Origin of the sequence: Massilia sp. CT11-137, from assembly GCF_047302885.1 — a bacterium.
GTDB classification, from domain to species: domain Bacteria; phylum Pseudomonadota; class Gammaproteobacteria; order Burkholderiales; family Burkholderiaceae_D; genus Telluria; species Telluria orientalis.
This window is the reverse complement of sequence record NZ_JBKYMP010000001.1, coordinates 2,588,341-2,608,219: the sequence shown is the minus strand read 5'-3', so window position 1 is coordinate 2,608,219 and position 19,879 is coordinate 2,588,341. Positions and strand designations below refer to the sequence as shown.

The 19,879-nt window shown below is 68.4% G+C and carries 12 protein-coding genes; 4 read left to right on the top strand and 8 right to left on the bottom strand.

Annotated features, from left to right (window positions below):
• The first annotated feature begins 2 nt into the window (after nucleotides 1–2).
• The 3 genes from ACEN98_RS11805 to ACEN98_RS11795 are packed head-to-tail and all read left to right on the top strand — an operon-like array spanning nucleotide 3 to nucleotide 3,930.
• Nucleotides 3–1,148, top strand: a complete 1,146-nt coding sequence (locus ACEN98_RS11805; RefSeq protein WP_413384514.1) for an ABC transporter permease — start codon at nucleotides 3–5, stop codon at nucleotides 1,146–1,148.
• Nucleotides 1,149–1,165: 17 nt separating this feature from the next.
• Nucleotides 1,166–2,557 carry a sigma-54-dependent transcriptional regulator gene (locus tag ACEN98_RS11800; protein ID WP_413384512.1) on the top strand — a complete coding sequence of 464 codons (1,392 nt, stop codon included), beginning with the start codon at nucleotides 1,166–1,168 and terminating at the stop codon, nucleotides 2,555–2,557.
• Nucleotides 2,554–3,930, top strand: a complete 1,377-nt coding sequence (locus ACEN98_RS11795) for a sensor histidine kinase (RefSeq protein ID WP_413384510.1) — start codon at nucleotides 2,554–2,556, stop codon at nucleotides 3,928–3,930. Before ACEN98_RS11800 ends, ACEN98_RS11795 begins: the two co-directional genes overlap by 4 nt.
• Before the next feature lie 187 nt (nucleotides 3,931–4,117).
• On the opposite strand, the gene ACEN98_RS11790 is transcribed toward ACEN98_RS11795, so the two are convergent.
• From ACEN98_RS11790 to ACEN98_RS11780, 3 genes are all read right to left on the bottom strand, one after another.
• Nucleotides 4,118–6,256, bottom strand: coding sequence for a S46 family peptidase (locus tag ACEN98_RS11790; RefSeq protein ID WP_413384508.1), 2,139 nt, complete (start codon nucleotides 6,254–6,256; stop codon nucleotides 4,118–4,120).
• A gap of 145 nt (nucleotides 6,257–6,401) precedes the next feature.
• Nucleotides 6,402–7,058: a hypothetical protein gene (locus tag ACEN98_RS11785; protein WP_413384506.1), complete on the bottom strand. Its 657-nt coding sequence runs from the start codon at nucleotides 7,056–7,058 to the stop codon at nucleotides 6,402–6,404.
• 11 nt (nucleotides 7,059–7,069) lie between these two features.
• Nucleotides 7,070–8,785 carry a rhamnogalacturonan lyase B N-terminal domain-containing protein gene (locus ACEN98_RS11780; RefSeq protein ID WP_413384505.1) on the bottom strand — a complete coding sequence of 572 codons (1,716 nt, stop codon included), beginning with the start codon at nucleotides 8,783–8,785 and terminating at the stop codon, nucleotides 7,070–7,072.
• Nucleotides 8,786–9,001: 216 nt separating this feature from the next.
• Between ACEN98_RS11780 and ACEN98_RS11775 the strand changes: the two genes are divergently transcribed.
• Nucleotides 9,002–9,994 (top strand): bile acid:sodium symporter family protein, encoded by a 993-nt coding sequence (locus tag ACEN98_RS11775; protein ID WP_413342604.1) that lies wholly within the window; start codon nucleotides 9,002–9,004, stop codon nucleotides 9,992–9,994.
• A gap of 72 nt (nucleotides 9,995–10,066) precedes the next feature.
• Here the strand turns inward: ACEN98_RS11775 and ACEN98_RS11770 are convergent, their stop codons facing one another.
• From ACEN98_RS11770 to ACEN98_RS11750, 5 genes are all read right to left on the bottom strand, one after another.
• Nucleotides 10,067–10,456 carry a hypothetical protein gene (locus ACEN98_RS11770; RefSeq protein ID WP_413384503.1) on the bottom strand — a complete coding sequence of 130 codons (390 nt, stop codon included), beginning with the start codon at nucleotides 10,454–10,456 and terminating at the stop codon, nucleotides 10,067–10,069.
• Nucleotides 10,457–10,458: 2 nt separating this feature from the next.
• Nucleotides 10,459–11,901 (bottom strand): efflux transporter outer membrane subunit, encoded by a 1,443-nt coding sequence (locus ACEN98_RS11765; protein ID WP_413384502.1) that lies wholly within the window; start codon nucleotides 11,899–11,901, stop codon nucleotides 10,459–10,461.
• 8 nt (nucleotides 11,902–11,909) lie between these two features.
• Nucleotides 11,910–15,149 carry an efflux RND transporter permease subunit gene (locus tag ACEN98_RS11760; RefSeq protein WP_413384499.1) on the bottom strand — a complete coding sequence of 1,080 codons (3,240 nt, stop codon included), beginning with the start codon at nucleotides 15,147–15,149 and terminating at the stop codon, nucleotides 11,910–11,912.
• Nucleotides 15,146–18,262: an efflux RND transporter permease subunit gene (locus tag ACEN98_RS11755; RefSeq protein WP_413384497.1), complete on the bottom strand. Its 3,117-nt coding sequence runs from the start codon at nucleotides 18,260–18,262 to the stop codon at nucleotides 15,146–15,148. Before ACEN98_RS11755 ends, ACEN98_RS11760 begins: the two co-directional genes overlap by 4 nt.
• A 157-nt stretch (nucleotides 18,263–18,419) precedes the next feature.
• Nucleotides 18,420–19,769, bottom strand: coding sequence for an efflux RND transporter periplasmic adaptor subunit (locus tag ACEN98_RS11750; protein WP_413384494.1), 1,350 nt, complete (start codon nucleotides 19,767–19,769; stop codon nucleotides 18,420–18,422).
• Nucleotides 19,770–19,879: the final 110 nt, after the last annotated feature.

Genomic DNA, 19,879 nt, shown 5'->3' with positions numbered 1-19,879 from the left:
TCATGCTGAGCCTCGAGATCCTGCTCGCCTTCGTCATCGTGTTCGGCATCGCCGCGTTCGGGCTGCGCTACTGGCAGCTGTACCGCCAGCCGGTCGGTTTCGACGGCACCGATACGTGGTCCGTGCAGATGCAAATGGGCGAAGCGCCGCCCAAGTCCATCGCGCCGGACGTGTACGACACGCTGCGCCGCAGCCTGCTCGAACTGCCGGAAGTGCGCGCCGTGAGCTTTGCCAGCTATGCGCCGTACACCCGCTCGACGTGGACCACGACGTTCGCGTCGCCGCAGACCGGTGCCGCCGTGCAGACCAATACCATCGAAGCGGGCGACGACCTGCCGGAGGTGCTCGGCATGCGGCTCGTGGCCGGCCGCTGGTTCAGCGCCGCCGACGACGGCCAGGACGCGCGGCCCGCGGTCGTGAACCGGCGCGTGGCGGCCGAGATGTTCCCGGGCCGGCCGGCGCTGGGCCAGCGCTACACGAGCACCGACTACGGCGTCACGCGCACCTTCCGCATCATCGGCATCGTGGACACGTTCCGCAACCAGGGCCCGCTGATGGTGCCGACGAACTTCGTCCTGATGCGGTTCACGCCGCACACGACGGAATCGCGCGTGCGCACGATCCTGCTGCGCGTCGCACCCGGCACGCCACGCGGCTTCGAGGCGAAGCTGAACCAGCGGCTCAAGGCGGTCCGCAACGACTGGGGCTACCAGATCGCGCCGCTGCAATCGCTGCGCGCCTCGCTGCTGAAGGAGCAGCTCATTCCGCTGGCCGTGGCGGGCGTGATCGCGTCGTTCATGCTCGTCATGGTCGCCTTCGGCCTGTTCGGCGTGCTGTGGCAGAACACGACGCGCCGGATCCCCGAGATCGGCCTGCGCCGCGCGATCGGCGCGCGCGCCGCCGACATCTACCGCCAGATCGTCCTCGAACAGCTGCTGCTCGGGTCCCTGGCGATGGGCGTGGGCCTCGTGCTGCTCGTGCAGCTGCCGCTCACGGGCGCGCTGGGCGACACCTTGAACTGGCCCGTGTTCGCCGGCGCCGTGGGGCTGTCGATGGCCGTTATCTATCTGCTATCCTTGGCGTGCTCGCTCTACCCCGGCTGGCGCGCGAGCCGCCTCGATCCGGCCGCGGCACTGCACTACGAATAAGAAGGACCATCACACCCATGGAACCACAACGCAGGCGGCGCGTACTGGTCGTCGACGACGACCACGCCGTCCAGGTCTCGCTGGCCCTGCTCCTCAAGCAGGCCGGCTTCGACGCGGCATGCGCGGACGGGCCGCGCGAGGCGCTGGCCCAACTCGACGCAACGCCATTCGACCTCGTTTTACAGGACATGAATTTCTCGCTGCAGACGAGCGGCGAGGAAGGTCTCGACCTGCTCGCGCGCATCAAGGCCGCGCATCCGTCCCTGCCCGTGCTCCTGATGACGGCGTGGGGCTCGATCGCGCTGGCCGTGCGCGGCGTGAAGGCGGGCGCCGCGAACTTTTTCACCAAGCCCTGGGACAACGCGCAACTGGTCGACCTGATCGAAGCGACGCTGGATCTCGGCGCGCCGCCGGCAGCAAGCAGCCGCACGCGCGCCGCGCTCGATGCGAGGTACGATTTCACGGGCATCGTCGGCGCGCACCCGAAGCTGCTGAAAGTGCTGGAGACGATCGCGCAGGTCGCGGCCACGCGCGCGCCGGTGCTGATCCTCGGCGAGAGCGGCACCGGCAAGGAATTGATCGCCGACGCCATCCACCGCAACAGCCCGCGCCGGGATGCGCCCATCGTCAAGATCAACATGGGCGCGATCACGACGTCGCTGTTCGAAAGCGAGATGTTCGGCCACGTGCGCGGCGCGTTCACGGATGCGCGCGACAACCGCAAGGGCCATATCGCCAGCGCGGACGGCGGCACGCTGTTCCTCGACGAGATCGGAGAACTGAACCGCGGCGACCAGGTCAAGCTGCTGCGCGTGCTGCAGGACCAGCGCTACCAGCCCGTCGGCGCGAGCCGCGCGGAGCAGGCCGACGTGCGCGTGATCTCGGCCACCAACCGCGAACTGGCGGAGCTCGTCGCCGCCGGAGACTTCCGCGAAGATTTGTTCTATCGCCTGAACCTGATCACGATCCGCCTGCCGCCGCTGCGCGAACGGCGCGGCGACATCCCGCTGCTGGCGCGCCATATCGTGGAGCATGTCGCCGACAGCTACGGCCTGCAAGCCGTCGCCCTCGCCCCGCAGGCGCTGGACTGGCTCGCGGCGCAGCCGTGGCCCGGCAACATCCGCCAGCTGAAGCAGACGCTGGAACGCACCCTCCTCCTGGCCGCCAAGGACGTGCTCACGCAGGCGGACTTCCTGGCGACGAGCGCCGTCGACGAAGGCGTGTCCGGCGGCCGGCTCGGCGTCGACGGCATGACGCTGGACCAGGTCGAACGCCTGATGATCGAACAGGCGCTGCGCCAGCACGCGGGCAACATCTCGCGCGTGGCGAAGGCCCTGGGCCTGTCGCGCACGGCGCTGTACCGCAGGCTGGAACGCCACGGCCTCGCCGGCGCGGACGGCGCCGCATGATGCGGCTGCGGCCCCGTCTCGGCGTCTACATCGTGGCGCTGCACGTGCCGCTGTTCGGCTGCGCCACCCTGCTGCTGCCGGCGCGGCCGTTGCTGTTCGTCGGCGCGGAAGGCCTGCTGCTCGCGAGCCTGGGACTGGGCTGGCGGCTCGTGCGCCAGGCACTGGAACCGCTCGGCTACACGCGCCGCTTCCATGAGCTGCTGCAGGACCAGCACTACGCCAACCGCCTGGCCGCCCCCGTGTCGCGCGAGCTGGACGACCTCGTGGACACGTTCAACACGATGCTCGCCGCGCTGCACCGCGAACGGCTTGCGATCGGCGAGCAGCGGGGCTTCCTCGACCGCCTGCTGGAAGCGACGCCGGTCGCGGTCCTCGTGTTCGACTTCGACGGCGCGATCAGCCTCGTGAACGCGAGCGCGGGCGAACTGCTCGGCCTGGACCGGCCCGAGGGCAAGCGCTTGTCCGCCTGGGCCGACGGCGCCGCCGGATTCGCGCAACGCCTCGACGCGCGCGGACGGGCGCGGAGCCGCCAGCTCGCCGCGCAGCTGGATGCCCTGCCGTTGGGCGAATCGCGCCTGCTGACGGACCCGGACGGCCGCCGCTACCGCGCGCAACGCGGCCAGTTCTACGACCGCGGCTTCGCGCGCCACTTCATCATGGTCGAGGAACTGACGGCGGAGCTGGAAGACTCGGAGCGCGCGACCTACGCACGCCTGATCCGCGTGCTGGCGCATGAAGTCAACAACACGGTGGCCGCCACTGGCTCCGTGCTCGACTCGCTGCTGTACTACCGCGGCCAGCTGCACGAACGGGACGCGGGCGACTTCGCGACGGCCATCGTCGCCGTCAAGCGGCGCAACGCGAGCCTCGGCGAATTCATCGACCGCTTCACGAAGGTCGTCAAGATGCCGCCGCCGGAACCGCGCCCGACGGATCTGAAAGTCGTCGTCGACGACATCCTGTGGCTGAACCGCGAACAATGCAGCACCCGCGGCATCGCGCTGGGCTGGCACCGCTGCGATGCCGTCGCGCCGCTCGCGCTGGATGCGCAGCTGATCGAGCAGGCCCTCATGAACATCGTCAAGAATGCGATGGAAGCGATCGAGGCCGCCGGTCAATCGAGCGGCGCGATCAGGCTGGAGATGGCGGACGAAGGCCGGCGCGTACGGCTGTCGGTCGTCGATTCCGGCGACCTGCTGGCCAGCGGACCGGCGCGGCCGCTGTTCACGCCGTTCTTCACGACGAGAAAGGGCGGCCAGGGGATCGGGTTGATGTTCGTGCGCGAGGTGCTGCAGCGGCACGGGTGCACGTATTCGCTGGCGCCGGGGGCGCCGGGAGAGACGCGCTTCGACATCTGGTTCCCGGTCGCTTGACGCATGCGTTCGCGTGGGCTCGGGGAGCCCACCCTGCGAACATATCGATATCGTCGCGTTCGCGTGGGCTCGGGGAGCCCACCCTACGAACATATCGATATCGTCGCGTTCGCGTGGGCTGGGGGAGCCCGCCCTACGAACGTATCGATATCGTAGGGTGGGCACCCCGTGCCCACCATGCACGCCGTTAGCTCTTGGGATACTTGATCGTCATTTCCTTCAGCAGGTTGTCCGCATGGTCGACCTCCTTCATCACCCACAGCATGTAGCGGATGTCGACGTGGATCGCACGCGTGATCACCGGATCGAAGTACCAGTCCTTCGTGATCGACTCGTAGGTCGAATCGAAGTTCAGGCCGACCAGTTCCCCGCGCTTGTTCATCACGGCGGAACCGGAATTGCCGCCCGTCGTGTCGGCGCTCGACAGGAAGTTCACCGGCACCGTGCCCAGCGCCGGATCCCGGAACTGGCCGTAGCGCTTGTCGCGGATTGCCTGCAGCAGCGAATTCGGCGCGTCGAACGGCGCCTTGCCCGTCTGCTTCTCGAGGATGCCTTCGACGGTGGTGAACGGACCCTTGACGATGCCGTCGCGCGGGCTGTACGGCGCCACGGTGCCGTAGGTCACGCGCAAGGTGCCGTTCGCGTCCGGGTAGACCGGCTTGCCCTGCGACTTCTTCCAGGCCACGACGGCGTCCATGTACAGCGGGACGACGCGTTCCAGGTTGCCGTCGACTTCCTTGCGGCGCTCTTCCAGCGCGAGGCCGGCGTCGTGCAGGTGCACGGCCAGCTGGATGAACGGGTCGCTCGATTTGCGGAACGCGTCCGCGTCCTTGCCGATCCACGCGAGGCGCTTTGCCGTGTCGCCCAGCTCCGTGCCCTTGTACAGCGGCGCCAGCGCGTTCTGCGCGGGCAGCAGCCCGTCCAGCCCGTGCGGCCGCACCTTCGTGTCGATCTTGCCGTAGCGGACCAGCGCGGCCTGCCAGCGGGCCTGGTCGACGCTGGGCACGAACGATTGCTCGAGGCGGGCCAGGCGCGCCTTGATGAACGAGACGTCGCGGTCCTGGAAGCCCGCTTCGCGCTGCGCGTCCGGCCTCTGGTGTTCCAGCGCCAGGCGGTACAAGGTGCGCGCGCTCTTCAGCAGGTCGCTGTGCGTGCCTTCCGCCCATGCGGTCTCCTGCTGCGTCGTCGCCATGTCGGCGGCGATGGCGGCGTCGAGCTCGGCCAGCAGGTTCTTCGGTCCAGTGCCGTGCTGCTTGTACCACGTGCGGAATTGAGCGTCCTGCGCATCCTTGATGGCAGCGATGTCCTTGCGCGCGAAGCCGTCCAGCAGGCCGCGCGTCTTTTTCAGCACGTTGTTCAGGCTCTTCGCCACGCTTGCGTAGCGCACCGTGTAGTCCGGGTTGCCCATCGTGGCGGCCGCGATCACGGACAGGTCGGCCGTGATCGATGCCACCTTGGCCGGATAGTCGACGTTGCGCGCGAAACGGATCTCGGCCGGCAGCTTGTAGCGGCTCGTGCGGCCCGGGTAGCCGGCCAGCAGGATCGGGTCGCCCGCCTTCAGCCCTTCGGCCGAGACGACGAGGAAGCTCTTCGATTTATAGGGCACGTTGTCCGGCGACGGATCGGCCGGGCGGCCATCCTTGCCGACGTACGCGCGCAGGAAGGAAAAGTCGCCGACGTGGCGCGGGAATTCGTAGTTGTCGATGTCGCCGCCGAAGTCGCCCACGCTGTTCGCGGGCGCGTAGACGAGGCGCACGTCGCGGATCAGCAGCTGCTTGATGCGGTAGTACTCGCCGCCGCGGTTGAACGCGGGGACCGCGCAGCGGTAGGCCTTGTCGCTCTCGCACTCCGCGATCAGCGCCTTGATGCGCGCCGCGACCTGCTCGTGGCGCTCCTTGCCCGACACGCCGGCACCGAGGCCCTTCAGGACGCGGTCCGTCACGTTCTCGACCTTCTCCGTCACGTAGACGACCGTGTTCGGCCCGCCCGGCAGTTCCTCCGCGCGCGTCTTCGCGAGGAAGCCGTTGGCGATGTAATTGTGTTCCGGGGTCGAATTGCGCTGGATCGCGCCGTAGCCGCAGTGGTGGTTCGTGACGACGAGACCGTCCGGCGACACGAACGACGCCGAACAGCCCGGCGTCGCCACGATGGCGCTCATCGGGTGTTTCGACAGGTCGGCGAGACGCTCGGCCGGGATCGTGATGCCGATGCGTTTCAGCTCGGATTTCAGCTGCGGCAGCTGGTGCGGCTGCCACTGGCCCTCGTCGGCGAGCGCACCGGCGCTCGCCCCCAGCAGGGCGACGGGAAGGACGACGGATTTGAACAAGACAAACCTCGCGAAAAAAAGCAACCACGAGTATATCGCCAGGCCGTCTTGTTTCGGAAACAAAATTGTCAGGATTCGTCCAGGAAGAGTATGTACAGACCCCATAACGGCGTCGTGCGGACGCCACATCCCGCAATTTCGTCTATCAGGCGTATTTACGTTTGCGGCGTCGCCGCACCGCCGCCATCCCCGCCAGCGCGGCCGCGCACAACGCCGGCGACGCGGGTTCCGGCAGGCCGACGCGCACCTCGTCCAGCGCGGGCGCGCTGTAGCCCGCCTGCCGGTTCGCGGTCGAGAAGGCGAAGTAGCGCACCTCGTCGAAGCCGTTCCCGTCGACGAGTCCCAGGACCGCGCCGCGCGGAGAACTGAAGTTGCCGCTGCCGGTGCGCTGGCCATCCGCATACGTGGCCCAGTAGCCGTTCAGGGACTGGTAGCCGCTGCCGGCCGCGAACTCGATCCGGTAGAAATCCGCGCCGTCCGCGCGGCGCACGCTGATGTACGCGTTCGTGCCGGACGTGGCGAAGTAGTTGCCGGAGAACGCGGGGCTCAGTTCCGAGACGGCGTCATAACAGTCCACACCGGCATAGCCGCAGCCGTTGTTGGCGCCGTAGCCGCTTGCGTGGAACAGCAGGCCGTCCTCGACCCAATCGTTGGCGAGCGCCGTGTTCAGGTCGAAGTGCGCCGCGTTGGTGACGGAGCCGACGGCCGTGCCGGCACCGAGGGTCTGCAGCACGGCGGCGCCGGCGCATTGCGCGACCAGGGTTAGAGCGGCTGCACACAGCAGGCGGTTCTTGACATGCATGGTCGTCTCCATCATGGCGTGGGAATCAGGTCGAGCGCGTCGTAGCTGTAGCCGGGGCTCAGGAAGCGGATGCCGCTGGAGCCGCTGATCGCCGTCAGCGTCAGCACGTTCTGGCCCACGACCAGTTCGGTGGCCGGGATGTCGAACGTATACATCGTGTTGTTGCCGCGGTAGGTGCCGACCGTCAGCGTGCGCGACGACGGCTGCGTGGACGCCGGCGGATTCGCCGAGACCCAGCCGTTGACCTGTGCCTTGGGCCGTCCGCCCGCGAAGGCGTCCGTGATGCCGACGCGCAGGCGCAGCGGCACGATCTGGCTCGCGCGCAGGTTGAAGCGCACGGTCAGCGTGCCGTTCACGTCCTTCCACTGGTACGCGGGGAAGCCCGTGGCCGGTGTCGACGTGCCGACCACGTAATCGCCCGGCGTCCACGGCGCCATGCGCACGTCGGACGGGTGCATGGTCGTGACCTTGCCGCCGTTGATGAATTCCGCCGGCGTGCCGTCCCACTCGCCGATGCGCCAGAGCGCGGCCGCGCTGCCCGGATCGCCCGTCACGGCGACGGTGCCCGCGTCCGTCGTGGCGCCCGCGCCGACCGTCACCGTGCGCGTCTCGACCGCCAGCTCGTTCTTGTAGACCTTCATCGTATAGGTCCCGGGGATCATGCCGGTGCTGGCGAAATGGCCGTCCGTGGCATCGGCCGCCGTCCAGTACTGGGCCGTCGCATTCGCGAAGCCGACCGTGTAGGCGAAGCGCGGATCGCGGCCCGTGATGGCCGCCCCGCTCACGGCACCGCGTGCTTCCGGCCCCACCCAGCCCGTGAGGCCGAGGGTGCCGAGCCAGGACGTGTCCACCGGTGCCGGCGCGGCGCCGTCGTTGAACACCATCGTGTACGTGTTGAGGACTTTCGTGCGCAGCGGCTCCGTCTGGCCCTCGCCGTAGTTGATGATGTAGGTGATCTCCTGGTTCGTGGCCGTGGCCTGGTTCAGCAGGCTGCGGTAGAACGGGCCGCCCGAATTGCCCTCGTTGTTGTCGCGGACGATCCACAGGCCGACGTTGGTCCCCGTCGCGCCGATGAATTGCCAGTCCTTCAGGCGCATGTTCGAGTAGTGCTTGGAGCGCGTCTCGCCGTTCGGCATGCCGAAGACGTCGCTCGCTTCGATCGCCCCGCTGGTGCCGCGCAGGTCGGACGGCGCCGGGCCGTTGGGCAGCCGCGCGATCGGCACGCGCACGATGAAGCGCGCGAGGTTCAGCGTATCGGGCTCGCTCGTGAAGTACGTCCCCATGTAGATCTTCGCCTCGCCGCGGCGCGCGATGTAGTAGTGCGTGAGGCCGCCAGCCTGCACGGTCACCTTGACGACGTCGCTGCCGATCGTCTGCGCGTTCACGTCCACCGCGGAGATGCCCTTGTACAGGTAGTCGAAGCCAGAATTGACCTGCGTGCCGCGGCCCTGGTCCTGGTACTCGACGCCGTTGTAGACCAGCGAGGCGATGTCGCCGGCCGACTGCGTGCTGACGCCGTTGTCCAGGCGCCGCACCTTGAAGACGAGGCCCGCGCCCGTGTCGATCGTGTAGAAATTGGCATCCTGCGTGAGGCCGAACGCGGATGCCGTGGCGACGGTCGCCAGCGTCCTGGTGGCGCCGGCGCTTGCCGTGTTGTTGTCGCTGCAGCCTGCGGCCAGCAGGCATAACGTTGAGGCGAAGGCGGTCCTGCGCATGAACATGTGCATCGTCTGTCTCCTGTTTGTCGGTTTGTCGGGACGTCAGTCTCGATTGTCAAATATGTACGCACCCGGGTTTGCACATCAGTATTGACGGGCTGCGCGCGGCGGGTCAACGGGGTGGAATGCTTGCCACGCAAAGAATCACGCGCTTGAGCGGAGGCCAGCAGATGCAGATAGAATGGCGGGTCCGGCGCTGTCCGGAGCTACTCGCCGACCATCATCATGTCCAGCCTTCTCGCCCCCGTTTCCGCCCTCCTCCGCCGCCTGTCGATCGACACCTTCACCATCCTGCTGCTGTGCACCGTCGCGCTCGCGAGCGTGCTGCCGTGCGCGGGCGAGACCGCCGTCGTCCTCGGCAAGGTCACCACCGTCGCCATCGGCTTGTTGTTCTTCCTGCACGGCGCAAAGCTGTCGCGCGAAGCGATCGTCGCCGGCATGACGCACTGGCGCCTACACCTGCTGGTGCTTGCGTCGACCTTCGTCATGTTCCCGCTGCTGGGTCTCGCCATGAAGCCGCTGGCGGGCAGCGTCGTCACGCCCGAGCTGTACGTGGGCATCCTGTTCCTGTGCACCCTGCCCTCCACCGTGCAGTCGTCGATCGCGTTCACGTCGATGGCGCGCGGGAACGTGGCGGCGGCCGTGTGCAGCGCGTCGGCGTCGAACTTCGTCGGCATCTTCGTCACGCCGCTGCTCGTGTCGACGCTGATCGTGCAGGGCGCGGCCGGCGGCTCGTCGCTGGACGCGGTGATCACCATCGTCGAACAGCTGCTGCTGCCTTTCCTGGCCGGGCAATTCCTGCGTCCGTGGATCGGCAAATGGGTGGACAGCCACAAGCCGATGCTGAAGATCGTCGACCAGGGCTCGATCCTGCTGGTGGTCTACACGGCGTTTTCCGAATCCGTCAACGAAGGCCTGTGGCACAAGCTGTCGGGGGAATCGCTCGTTGCGCTCGTCGTCATCAGCTGCGTGATGCTGGCGATCGCGCTGGGCTTGGCCACGTGGACGAGCCGGCGCCTGGGCTTCAGCCGCGAGGACGAGATCACCATCGTGTTCTGCGGCTCGAAAAAAAGTCTCGCCAGCGGCGTGCCGATGGCCAAGGTGCTGTTCGCGCCGAGCGCGCTGGGCATGGTCATCCTGCCCGTGATGCTGTTCCACCAGATCCAGCTGATGGTCTGCGCGGTCCTCGCCCAGAAGTGGGGCCGCGAACAACGTTAACACCAGGGTCAGAGCCCGATTATTGGAAATGTCTTTTAGGTTGTTGCCAAAATCCGGGCTCTGACCCCGGTTTTATTTGGCCAGCGCCAGGCCGCCCCACCACACTTCGGGGAGCGCGGCGGCGAGCATCATGCCGGGGCCCAGCGCCGTGATGAGCCAGCGCCGGCGCGGCGGCAGCCAGGCCGTGCGCGGATCGTGCAGGCTCGCGCGGATATCGCGCCAGCTGAAGCTTGCCAGCGCCACCATCCCGAGCGCGAACAGCGTCCACAGCGCCGACTCGTTCAACAGTGCGGCGAAGTCCTCATCCAGATAAGCGAGCGCCGGCAGCGCGAGGCTCACGCTGCCCAGCAGTTCGGCCGTCGCGACGACGGCCGCGCGGCCGCGGCGGCGGAAGTCGTGGCGCAGCATCCAGGCCGACAGCGCCACGTCGCCCGCCAGATACAGCGCGCTCCATGCAGGCATGGTTACTCCTGCGCGGTGAGCTGGTCCGCGTGCCAGCCGCCGCCCAGCGACTGGATCAGCGCCACGGCCGTCGTCTGCCGGTTGCCCTGCGTCTGCACGAGCGCGCGGCGCGCGTTCAGCGCCGTCACCTGGGCCTGCACCACTTCCGAATAACTCACCTGGCCGGCCTTGTAGCGGTTCAGCACCTGCTCCTCGACCTTGTCCGCCGCTTCCGATGCCTGGCGCTGCAGCTCCTGCTGCTGCGCCAGCACGCGCGTGGCGTTCAACTGGTCCTCGACGTCGGCGAAGGCGTCCAGCACCGTCTGGCGGTAGCGCGCGACGGCCTGCTCGCGCGCCGCGTCGGCGCCCTGCACCGCCGCGCGGTTGGCGCCGCCGTTGAAGATCGTCTCGGTGGCCGACAGGCCCAGTGCCCACGCCATGCTCGATGCCTTGAACAGGTCGCCGATGGCGCTGGCGGACGGGCCGTACGATGCCGTCAGGCCGATCTGCGGGAAGTAGGCGGCGCGCACGATGCCGATCTGCGCGTTGGCCGCGGCCACGGCGCGTTCGGACGCGGCGATGTCGGGGCGGCGCTCCAGCAAGGTGGACGGCACGCCGACCGGCACGTCCGGCACGGTTACGCTCCACGGCGCCGGCGCCAGCGCGAAGTCGGCCGGCGCCTTGCCGACGAGGACCGCGATCGCGTGCTCCAGCTGCGCGCGCTGGCGGGCCAGCGTCAGGTCGTCGCTCTGCGCGCTGGCGAGCTGGGTCTGGGCCTGGTAGACGTCCGAGTGCGGCACGATGCCCACGTCGAAGCGGTTCTGCGTGATCTTCAGCACGCGCTGGTAGCCTTCGATGGTGGTGGCCAGCAGCGCGCGCTGGGCGTCGACGGAGCGCAGCGAAAAATAGTCGGCCGCCAGTTCGCCCTGCGCGGACAGGCGTGCCGACGCCAGGTCGGCCGCGCTGGCCTGGGCATTGGCCTGCGCCGCCGAGACGCCCGCGCGCAGGCGCCCCCACACGTCCGGCTCCCAGCTCGAGCCGATGTTCAGGCGGAAGCTGTTCGAGGTGCGGCCGTTGCTGTTGTTGTCGTTCGACCCGCTGCCCCCGCCGCTGCCGTTGCGGTTCGCGCCGCCGGTCAAGGTCACGGTCGGGAACAGCGACGCGCGCTGCTGCGCGACGAGCGCGCGCGCCTGGCTGTACGCGGCGACGGCCGCCGCCACGTTCTGGTTGCTGACCTCGACCTGGCGCACGAGGCCATCGAGCACGGGGTCGTTGAACAGGGTCCACCATGGACCGCGGTCGAGCGCATCTGCCGGTGCGGCGGGCGCCCAACCTTGCAGCTCCTTGAACGCTGCCGGCTGCGGCGTCGCCGGGCGCTCGTACGTGGGCGCGAGCGCGCAGCCGGACAGCACGGCGGCGGCGAGCAAGGCGGAGATCAGCGGACGAATGGTCGTGGTAAATCGCATGGTTCGGTTCATGGCTGGGAAATCGTGGGCTGGTCCTCCAGCGGATGGCGGACCAGATGGTGCTCGTCCGCGTTGCGGCGGCGGAGCTTGTCGAGGTAGACGTAGACGACGGGCGTGGTCAGCAGCGTCAGGAGCTGGCTCGCGACCAGGCCGCCGATGATGGCGATACCCAGCGGCTGGCGCAGCTCGGAGCCTTCGCCGAAGCCGATCGCCAGCGGCAGCGCGCCCAGCGCCGCGGCCAGGGTCGTCATCAGGATCGGACGGAAGCGCAGCAGGCACGCCTCGCGCACGGCGTCAGTGGCCGACAGGCCGCGCGCGCGCTCCGCTTCCAGCGCGAAGTCGATGATCAAAATCGCGTTCTTCTTCACGATGCCGATCAGGAGGAACACGCCGATCAGCGCGATGATGGAAAACTCCATGTGGAACAGCAGCAGCGCCAGCACGGCGCCCACGCCGGCCGACGGCAACGTCGACAGCACCGTGACCGGATGCACGAGGCTTTCGTACAGGATGCCGAGGACGATGTAGATGACGACGATGGCGGCGAGGATCAGCAGCGGCTGCTGCTGGTTCGATTCCTGCGCCTGCTTGGCCTGGCCCTGGAAGCTGCCGCGCACGTTGGTCGGCATGCCGATGTCGGCCTCCGCCTGCTTCACCGCCTGCTGCGCTTCCGACAGCGAGAAGCCCTCCGCGAGGTTGAACGAGATCGTCGTCGCCAGCTCGCCGTCCTGGTGGTTGACGGAGCTCGGCGTCGAGCGCTCGGCAAAATGCGCGATGGCGGACAGCGGCACCATCGTCGTGGCACTCGACGACAGGGCCGAGCCGCCGGACGGATCGCGCGCGGCCGTCAGGTTCGCGGGCGCGGCGGGCGTGCCGGCGGCGGTCGTGGGCGCGTTCTTGGCCGGCACGTACACGTCGTCCAGCGCGGCCGGCGAGCGCGCGTACTGCTGCGCAACGCCCATGATCACGTGGTACTGGTTCAACTCGTCGTAGATGTTGGCGACCTGGCGCTGGCCGAACGCGTCGTACAGCGCGTTGTCGATGTCCTTCGCGCTGATGCCGAGGCGCGCGGCCGTCTGCTTGTCGATGTCGACATAGGTCTCGACGCCGTTGTCCGCCTGGTCGGTGTCGACGTCGGTCAGCGCCTTCTGCCCCTTCATCGCGTCCGCCAGCTTCGTCGCCCACGTTTTCAGGTCGGCGCGGTTGTCGCTCTTCAGGGTGTACTGGTACGTGGAGTTGGACTGGCGCCCGCCCATGCGCAGGTCCTGCACGGGGTTCAGGAACAGCTGTACGCCCGTCACCTGCGCGAGCTTCGGACGCAGGCGCGCGATCACCGCCTGGCCGCTCTCGCCCTTGGCGCGCTCGTCGGCCGGTTTCAGGTTCAGGAACATGAAGCCGCCGCCCGCGCGCGAGCCGCCCGTGAAGCCGACGACGGTGTCCACCGCGGGATCGCTCTTGATGATGTTCACGAGCTGGCGCAGCTTGCCCTGCATGGCCTGGAACGAGATGCTCTGGTCCGCGCGCAGGCCGCCGTTGACCTGGCCCGTGTCCTGCTGCGGGAAGAAGCCTTTCGGTGCGGCCGAGAACAGGTACACGTTCAGGCCGACGACGAACACGAGGATCAGCATCACGAGCGCCTTCATGTCGAGCGCCCAGTCGAGCGCGTGCTCGTACGACTTCAGCACGCCGTCGAAGGCCCGCTCGGCCCAGCGCGCGAGGCGGCCCTGCTTGCGGCCCGCGTGGTCGTGCAGCTTCTGGCCCGGTTTCAGCAGCATCGCGCACAGCATCGGCGTCGTCGTCAGCGAGATGACGAGCGAGATCATCACGGCGGCCGACAGCGTGACGGCGAATTCGCGGAACAGCCGGCCCACCTGGCCGCCCATGAACAGCAGCGGGATGAACACGGCCACGAGCGACAGGCTGATGGACAGCACGGTAAAACCCACTTCCTGCGCGCCCAGCAGCGCCGCCTTCATGCGGTCCATGCCCTGCTCCACGTGGCGGCTCGTGTTTTCCAGCACGACGATGGCGTCGTCGACGACGAATCCCGTCGCCACCGTGAGCGCCATCAGCGATAGGTTGTTCAGGGAGAAGCCCAGCAGGTACATCACGCCGAAGGTGCCCAGCAGCGAGACGACGGTCGCCACGGCCGGCACGACGGTCGCGCGGACGCTGCGCAGGAACACGGAGACCACGAGCACGACGAGCAGGATCGAGATCATGAGGGTCATCTCGATCTCGTGCAGCGACGCGCGGATGGAATGGGTGCGGTCCGACGCGACCTGCATGCGCACGTCCTGCGGCAACTGGGCCTGCAGCTGCGGCAGCAGCGCGCGCACGCCGTCCACGGTCTCGATGACGTTGGCGCCCGGCTGGCTCGTCACCAGCACGATCACGGCGGGTTCGCCGTTGAACAGGCCCAGCGTGTTGATGTTCTCGACGCCGTCCCACACGGTGGCGACGTCCTGCAGCCGGATGGCGGAACCGTTGCGCCATGCGACGACGAGGCCCTTGTAGTCGGCCGCCGTGCGGCCATTGGTCGGCGTGTTCGCCTGCGAATAGATCTGCAGGCGCATGCCCTGCCCTTCCAGCGCGCCCTTCGGCCGGTTGGCGTTCGTCGCCTGGATGGCCGCGCGCACGTCCTCGGTCGACAGGCCGTACTGGTTCAGCTGGTACGGGTTCAGGTCGACGCGCACGGCCGGCAGCGAGCCGCCGCCGATCTCCACGTCGCCCACGCCCTTCACCTGCGCGAGCTTTTGCTGCACGACGTTCGACACGTCGTCGTAGATCTGGCCGGGCGAACGCGTCTTCGACGTCAGCGCCAGGATGATCACGGGCGCGTCGGACGGGTTGGCCTTGCGGTACGTCGGATTGCTGCGCAGGGTGGCCGGCAGGTCGGCGCGCGCCGCATTGATCGCGGCCTGCACTTCGCGCGCGGCGGAGTCGATCTGGCGCGTGAGGTCGAACTGCAGGTTGATGCGGGTGGAGCCGTTGCCGCTGCTGGACGTCATCTCGTTGACGCCCGCGATCACGCCCAGCCGCCGTTCCAGCGGCGTGGCGACCGACGTCGCCATCGTGTCCGGACTGCCGCCCGGCAGGTTGGCCGACACGGAGATCGCCGGGAAGTCGACCTGCGGCAGCGGCGACACGGGCAGCACGAAGAACGCGCCGATGCCCGCCAGCGCGATGCCGATGGTCAGCAGTACCGTCGCGATGGGCCGCTTGATGAACGGCTGCGAGAGACTCATGCGCCCGCTCCGCCGGGTTTCGCCGCGCCGCCTGGTTTAGCGGGTTCCGCGCCGCTCCAGCGCCGCGCGAGGCGGTCGAACGCGAGATAGATGACGGGCGTCGTGAACAGCGTGAGCAGCTGGCTGACGATCAGGCCGCCGAAGATCGCGAGGCCCAGCGGCCGGCGCAGCTCGGCGCCCTCGCCCCAGCCGAACATCAGCGGGATGGCGGCGAACAGCGCGGCCAGCGTCGTCATGATGATCGGACGGAAGCGCAGCATCGCGGCCTGGTGGATCGCCGTCCGCGGGTCCTTGCCCTCGTCGCGCTCGGCCTCGATGGCGAAGTCGATCATCATGATCGCGTTCTTCTTCACGATGCCGATGAGCAGGATGATGCCGATGATGCCGATGACGCCGAGACCCTGCCCGGTGATCCCCAGCGCCAGCAGCGCGCCGACGCCGGCCGACGGCAAGGTGGAGAGGATCGTCAGCGGGTGGATGTAGCTCTCGTACAGCACGCCAAGCACGATGTACACGCAGACGACGGCCGCGAGGATCAGCCACAGCTGGTTCGACAGCGACGCCTGGTACGCGCCGGACGCGCCGAGGAACGTCATGGTCACGGAGCCCGGCAGGCCGATCTCCTGCGCGACTTCCTTGATCGCGGCGACGGCGGTGCCCAGCTTGATGCCGGACGCGGTGTCGAAGCCGATGGTCGTCGCCGGGTACTGCGCCACGTGCGTGATCTGCAGCGGCGCGGCCTGCTCCGTGATGGAGGCGATCGCGGACAGCGGCGTCGGCGCGCCGGAGCCCGTGCGCAGCTGCAGGTCCGACAGCGCGTCGAGCGACATCTTGTCGTCCTGCTGCGCTTCCAGGATCACGCGGTACTGGTTCGTCTCCGTGAAGATAGTCGACACGATGCGCTGGCCGAACGCGCTGTACAACGCGTCGTCGACGTTCGATGCCGTCACGGACAGGCGCGACGCGCTGTCGCGATCGATGTTGACGTAGGCGGCCGCACCCAGGGCACCGGCGTCCGTGACGACGTTCGCCAGCTCCTTGCGGCGCGCCATCGCCGCCACCATCCTGTGCGCCCACTCCGTCACCGTCTTCGTGTCCGCGCCTTCGATCGACAGGCGGTACTGGGTCGGGCCCGTCTCGGCGTCGATGGTGAGATCCTGGGTCGGCTGCAGGTACAGCGTGACGCCGGCGACGTTCTGCGCCACGCGGCGGCGCAGGCGCTCCATGATGTCCTGCTGGTCGCCGTGCTTCGCCTTCAGGTTGATCAGCATCGTGCCCGTGTGGAGCATCGTGTTGTTGGCGGCATCCACGCCCACGGTCGACGCGAGCGATTCGACGTCCGGGTCGGCCAGGATCTCGCGCGCGGCGGCCTGCTGCATCCCGGCCATCGAACTGTACGAGATCGCCTGGCGCGCTTCCACGCGCGCCTGCAGCTGGCCCGTGTCCTGCGTGGGGAACAGGCTTTTCGGGATGAACGTCCACAGGATCGCCGTCAGCACGAGCGTGCCCAGCGCGACGAGCAGGGTCAGGCCCTGGCGTGCGAGGACCCAGTTCAGGCCGTGGTTGTAGTGGCCGACGGTCCAGTCGAAGAACGACTGGAACTTGCGGGCGAATGGGGTTTCGTGCGACTTGTCGTGCTGCTTGAGCCAGCGGGCCGACATCATCGGCACGAGCGTCAGCGATACGACGGCCGAGATCAGGATCGTGATCGCCAGCGACACGGCGAATTCGCGGAACAGCCGGCCCACGACGTCGCCCATGAACAGCAGCGGGATCAGCACGGCGATCAGCGACACGGTCAGCGAGATGATGGTGAAGCCGATCTGCGTGGCGCCCTTCAGCGCGGCGTCCATCGGCCTCTCGCCTTCCTCGATGTAGCGCGAGATGTTCTCGATCATGACGATGGCGTCGTCGACGACGAAGCCCGTTGCGATCGTCAGCGCCATCAATGACAGGTTGTTCAGGCTGTACCCGAGCAGGTACATGATGCCGAACGTGCCGACCAGCGAGATGGGCACGGCGAGGCTGGCGATCACGGTGGCGCGGATGCTGTGCAGGAAGGCGAAGATCACGAGCACGACGAGGACGACGGCCAGCACGAGCTCGATCTGCACGTGTTCGACGGAGGCGCGGATGCCGTTCGTGCGGTCCGACAGCACGTCCATGTGGATGCTCTGCGGCAGGCTGGCCTGCAGCTCGGGCAGGCGCTGCTTGATGGCGTCCACGGTGGCGATCACGTTGGCGCCCGGCTGGCGCTGCACGTTCAGGATGATCGCGGGCTTCATGTTCGCCCATGCGCCGAGCTTGACGTTTTCCGCGCTGTCGACGACCTTCGCCACGTCGCCCAGGCGCACCGGCGCGCCGTTCTTGTACGCGACGATCAGGTTCGTGTAGTCGGGCACCGTCACCAGCTGGTCGTTGGCGTTGATGGTGTAGGCGCGCAGCGGGCCGTCGAAGCTGCCCTTGGCGCTGTTGGCGTTCGCGTTCGTGATCGCGGTGCGCAGCGTGTCGAGGCCGAGGCCGTTGGCGGCGAGCGCCTCGGTGTTGGCCTGGATACGCACGGCCGGACGCTGGCCGCCCTGCAGGGTGACGAGGCCCACGCCCGTCACCTGGCTGATCTTCAGCGCGAGGCGCGTGTTGACGAGGTTCTGCACCTCCGTCAGCGGCATCGAATCGGACGTGATGGCGAGCGTCAGCACGGGCGCGTCGGCCGGGTTGACCTTGGCGTAGACCGGCGGCGCCGGCAGGTCGGTCGGCAGCAGCGAGCCGCCGGCATTGATCGCGGCCTGGACTTCCTGCTCGGCCACGTCGAGCGTCTGGCCCAGGGTGAACTGCAAGGTGATCACGGAGACGCCGGCCGCGCTGTTGGAACTCATGCGCGCCAGGCCCGACATCTGGCCGAACTGGCGTTCCAGCGGCGCCGTCACGGTGCGCGCCATCACTTCCGGACTCGCGCCCGGGTACAGCGTCTGCACCTGGATGGTCGGGAAGTCGACCTGCGGCAGCGCCGACAGCGGCAGGAATTTATAGCCGACGAGGCCCGCCAGCACGATCGCCAGCATCAGCAGCGACGTCGCGACGGGGCGGCGGATGAAGGGGGCGGAGGGACTCATCGAACATCTCCGTTGCACGCGAGACCGTCGCACGCGAGACCGTCGCCCCGGCGAAGGCCGGGGCCCAATTTCGTCGAGCCGACGCGGCGCGAGCAGAACTTGGGTTCCCGCCTGCGCGGGAACGACGTGCTATTGGTACGGGCCCTGGCAAACGCCATCATTGCGCCGCCCCTTCCTGTTGGCGGCGGCGGTGCTGGCCGCCCTGGCCCTGCTTCGCGCCGGCGGCACCGGCACCGGCACCGGCACCGGCACCGCGCGCCGGATGCTCGCCCGGCAGCGTCACCTTCGCGCCATCCTTCAGGCGGTCGGCGCCTTCCGTGATGACGGTCTCGCCGCCTTTCAAGCCGCTCGTGATCTCAACGCGCTCGGCGTCTTCCTCGCCCCGCTTCACGTTCGTCAGCGCGACGGTGCGGGTCTGCGGATCCAGCACGTAGACGTAGTCGCCGTTGGCGCCGTGGCGCAATGCCGTCACCGGCACCGTGATCGCGTTCTTGATGACGTTCACCTGCAGGCGCACGTTCACGAACTGGTTGGGGAACAGTTTCGACGCTTCGTTGCCGAAGCGGGCCTTGGCCTTGACCGTGCCGGTCGCGGTGTCGACCTGGTTGTCCAGCGCCATGAAGCGGCCCTGCGCCAGCTCGCGCGTGCGGGTGCGGTCCAGCGCCGTCGCGGGCAGCGTGGCGTTCGCGTTGATGCGCTCCTGGATCGCGGGCAGGTGGTCCTGCGGCACGGCGAATTCGACGTCGATCGGCGATTGCTGGGTGATGACGGCGATGCCGTTCGCGTCGCTGCTGGCCACCAGGTTGCCGATGTCCACCGTGCGCAGGCCCACGCGGCCGGCGATCGGCGCGCGCACCTGCGTGTAGCCGAGGTTGATCCGGGCGATGCCTTCGGCCGCCTTGTCGGTCGTCACGGCGCCCTGCAGCTGTTTCACGAGGGCCGCCTGCGTGTCGACGTCCTGGCGCGCGATCGAGTCCTGCTGGAGCAGGGTCTGGTAGCGGGACAGCAGAACCTTGGCCGATTCGAGCTGGGCCTCGTCGCGCTGGCGCTGGCCCGTCGCCTGCAGCAGCGCCATCTGGGACGGGCGCGGGTCGATGGTCGCCAGCACCTGGCCCTGCTTGACGAGCTGGCCTTCCGTGAACAGGATCTTCTGCAGCACGCCGCCGACCTGGGGCCGCACGGTCGCGACGGCGGCCGGGGTCACGGTGCCGAGGGCGTCCAGCACGATCGGGATGTCGGCGCGCTCGGCCTTGCCGACACCGACCGTCGTGGCCGGCATGCCGCGCCCGCCGCCCGGACCACCGCGGCCCGCTCCGGGTCCGCCCGCGCCCTGCCTGCCGGCGCCGCCGGGCGCGCCCTGCGGCTGCTGGTGCACGAGGTGCCAGGCCAGCCAGCCCAGGCCGCCCATCGCGACGATGGCGATGAGGGTCCCGATGATGCGGGTGCGGCGCGAGCGCTTGGGTTGGGTCGGGGTTTTATTCTTGTCGGGTGTGACGGTCGAATCCATTCTGATCCCTGGTGGCCGAGTGTTCAAAAGCACAATAAATGTTCCTTTGAAATGTAGCACGGCCTGGCATTGCCTTATGTTTCGTAACGTACGGTGAGCGTATCCTCTCT

Coding starts and splice junctions, on each gene's coding strand:
- ACEN98_RS11805 (WP_413384514.1), top strand. CDS start 3: ATGCTGAGCCTCGAGATCCTGCTCGCCTTCGTCATCGTGTTCGGCATC.
- ACEN98_RS11800 (WP_413384512.1), top strand. CDS start 1,166: ATGGAACCACAACGCAGGCGGCGCGTACTGGTCGTCGACGACGACCAC.
- ACEN98_RS11795 (WP_413384510.1), top strand. CDS start 2,554: ATGATGCGGCTGCGGCCCCGTCTCGGCGTCTACATCGTGGCGCTGCAC.
- ACEN98_RS11785 (WP_413384506.1), bottom strand. CDS start 7,058: ATGCATGTCAAGAACCGCCTGCTGTGTGCAGCCGCTCTAACCCTGGTC.
- ACEN98_RS11780 (WP_413384505.1), bottom strand. CDS start 8,785: ATGCACATGTTCATGCGCAGGACCGCCTTCGCCTCAACGTTATGCCTG.
- ACEN98_RS11775 (WP_413342604.1), top strand. CDS start 9,002: ATGTCCAGCCTTCTCGCCCCCGTTTCCGCCCTCCTCCGCCGCCTGTCG.
- ACEN98_RS11770 (WP_413384503.1), bottom strand. CDS start 10,456: ATGCCTGCATGGAGCGCGCTGTATCTGGCGGGCGACGTGGCGCTGTCG.
- ACEN98_RS11765 (WP_413384502.1), bottom strand. CDS start 11,901: ATGCGATTTACCACGACCATTCGTCCGCTGATCTCCGCCTTGCTCGCC.
- ACEN98_RS11760 (WP_413384499.1), bottom strand. CDS start 15,149: ATGAGTCTCTCGCAGCCGTTCATCAAGCGGCCCATCGCGACGGTACTG.
- ACEN98_RS11755 (WP_413384497.1), bottom strand. CDS start 18,262: ATGAGTCCCTCCGCCCCCTTCATCCGCCGCCCCGTCGCGACGTCGCTG.
- ACEN98_RS11750 (WP_413384494.1), bottom strand. CDS start 19,769: ATGGATTCGACCGTCACACCCGACAAGAATAAAACCCCGACCCAACCC.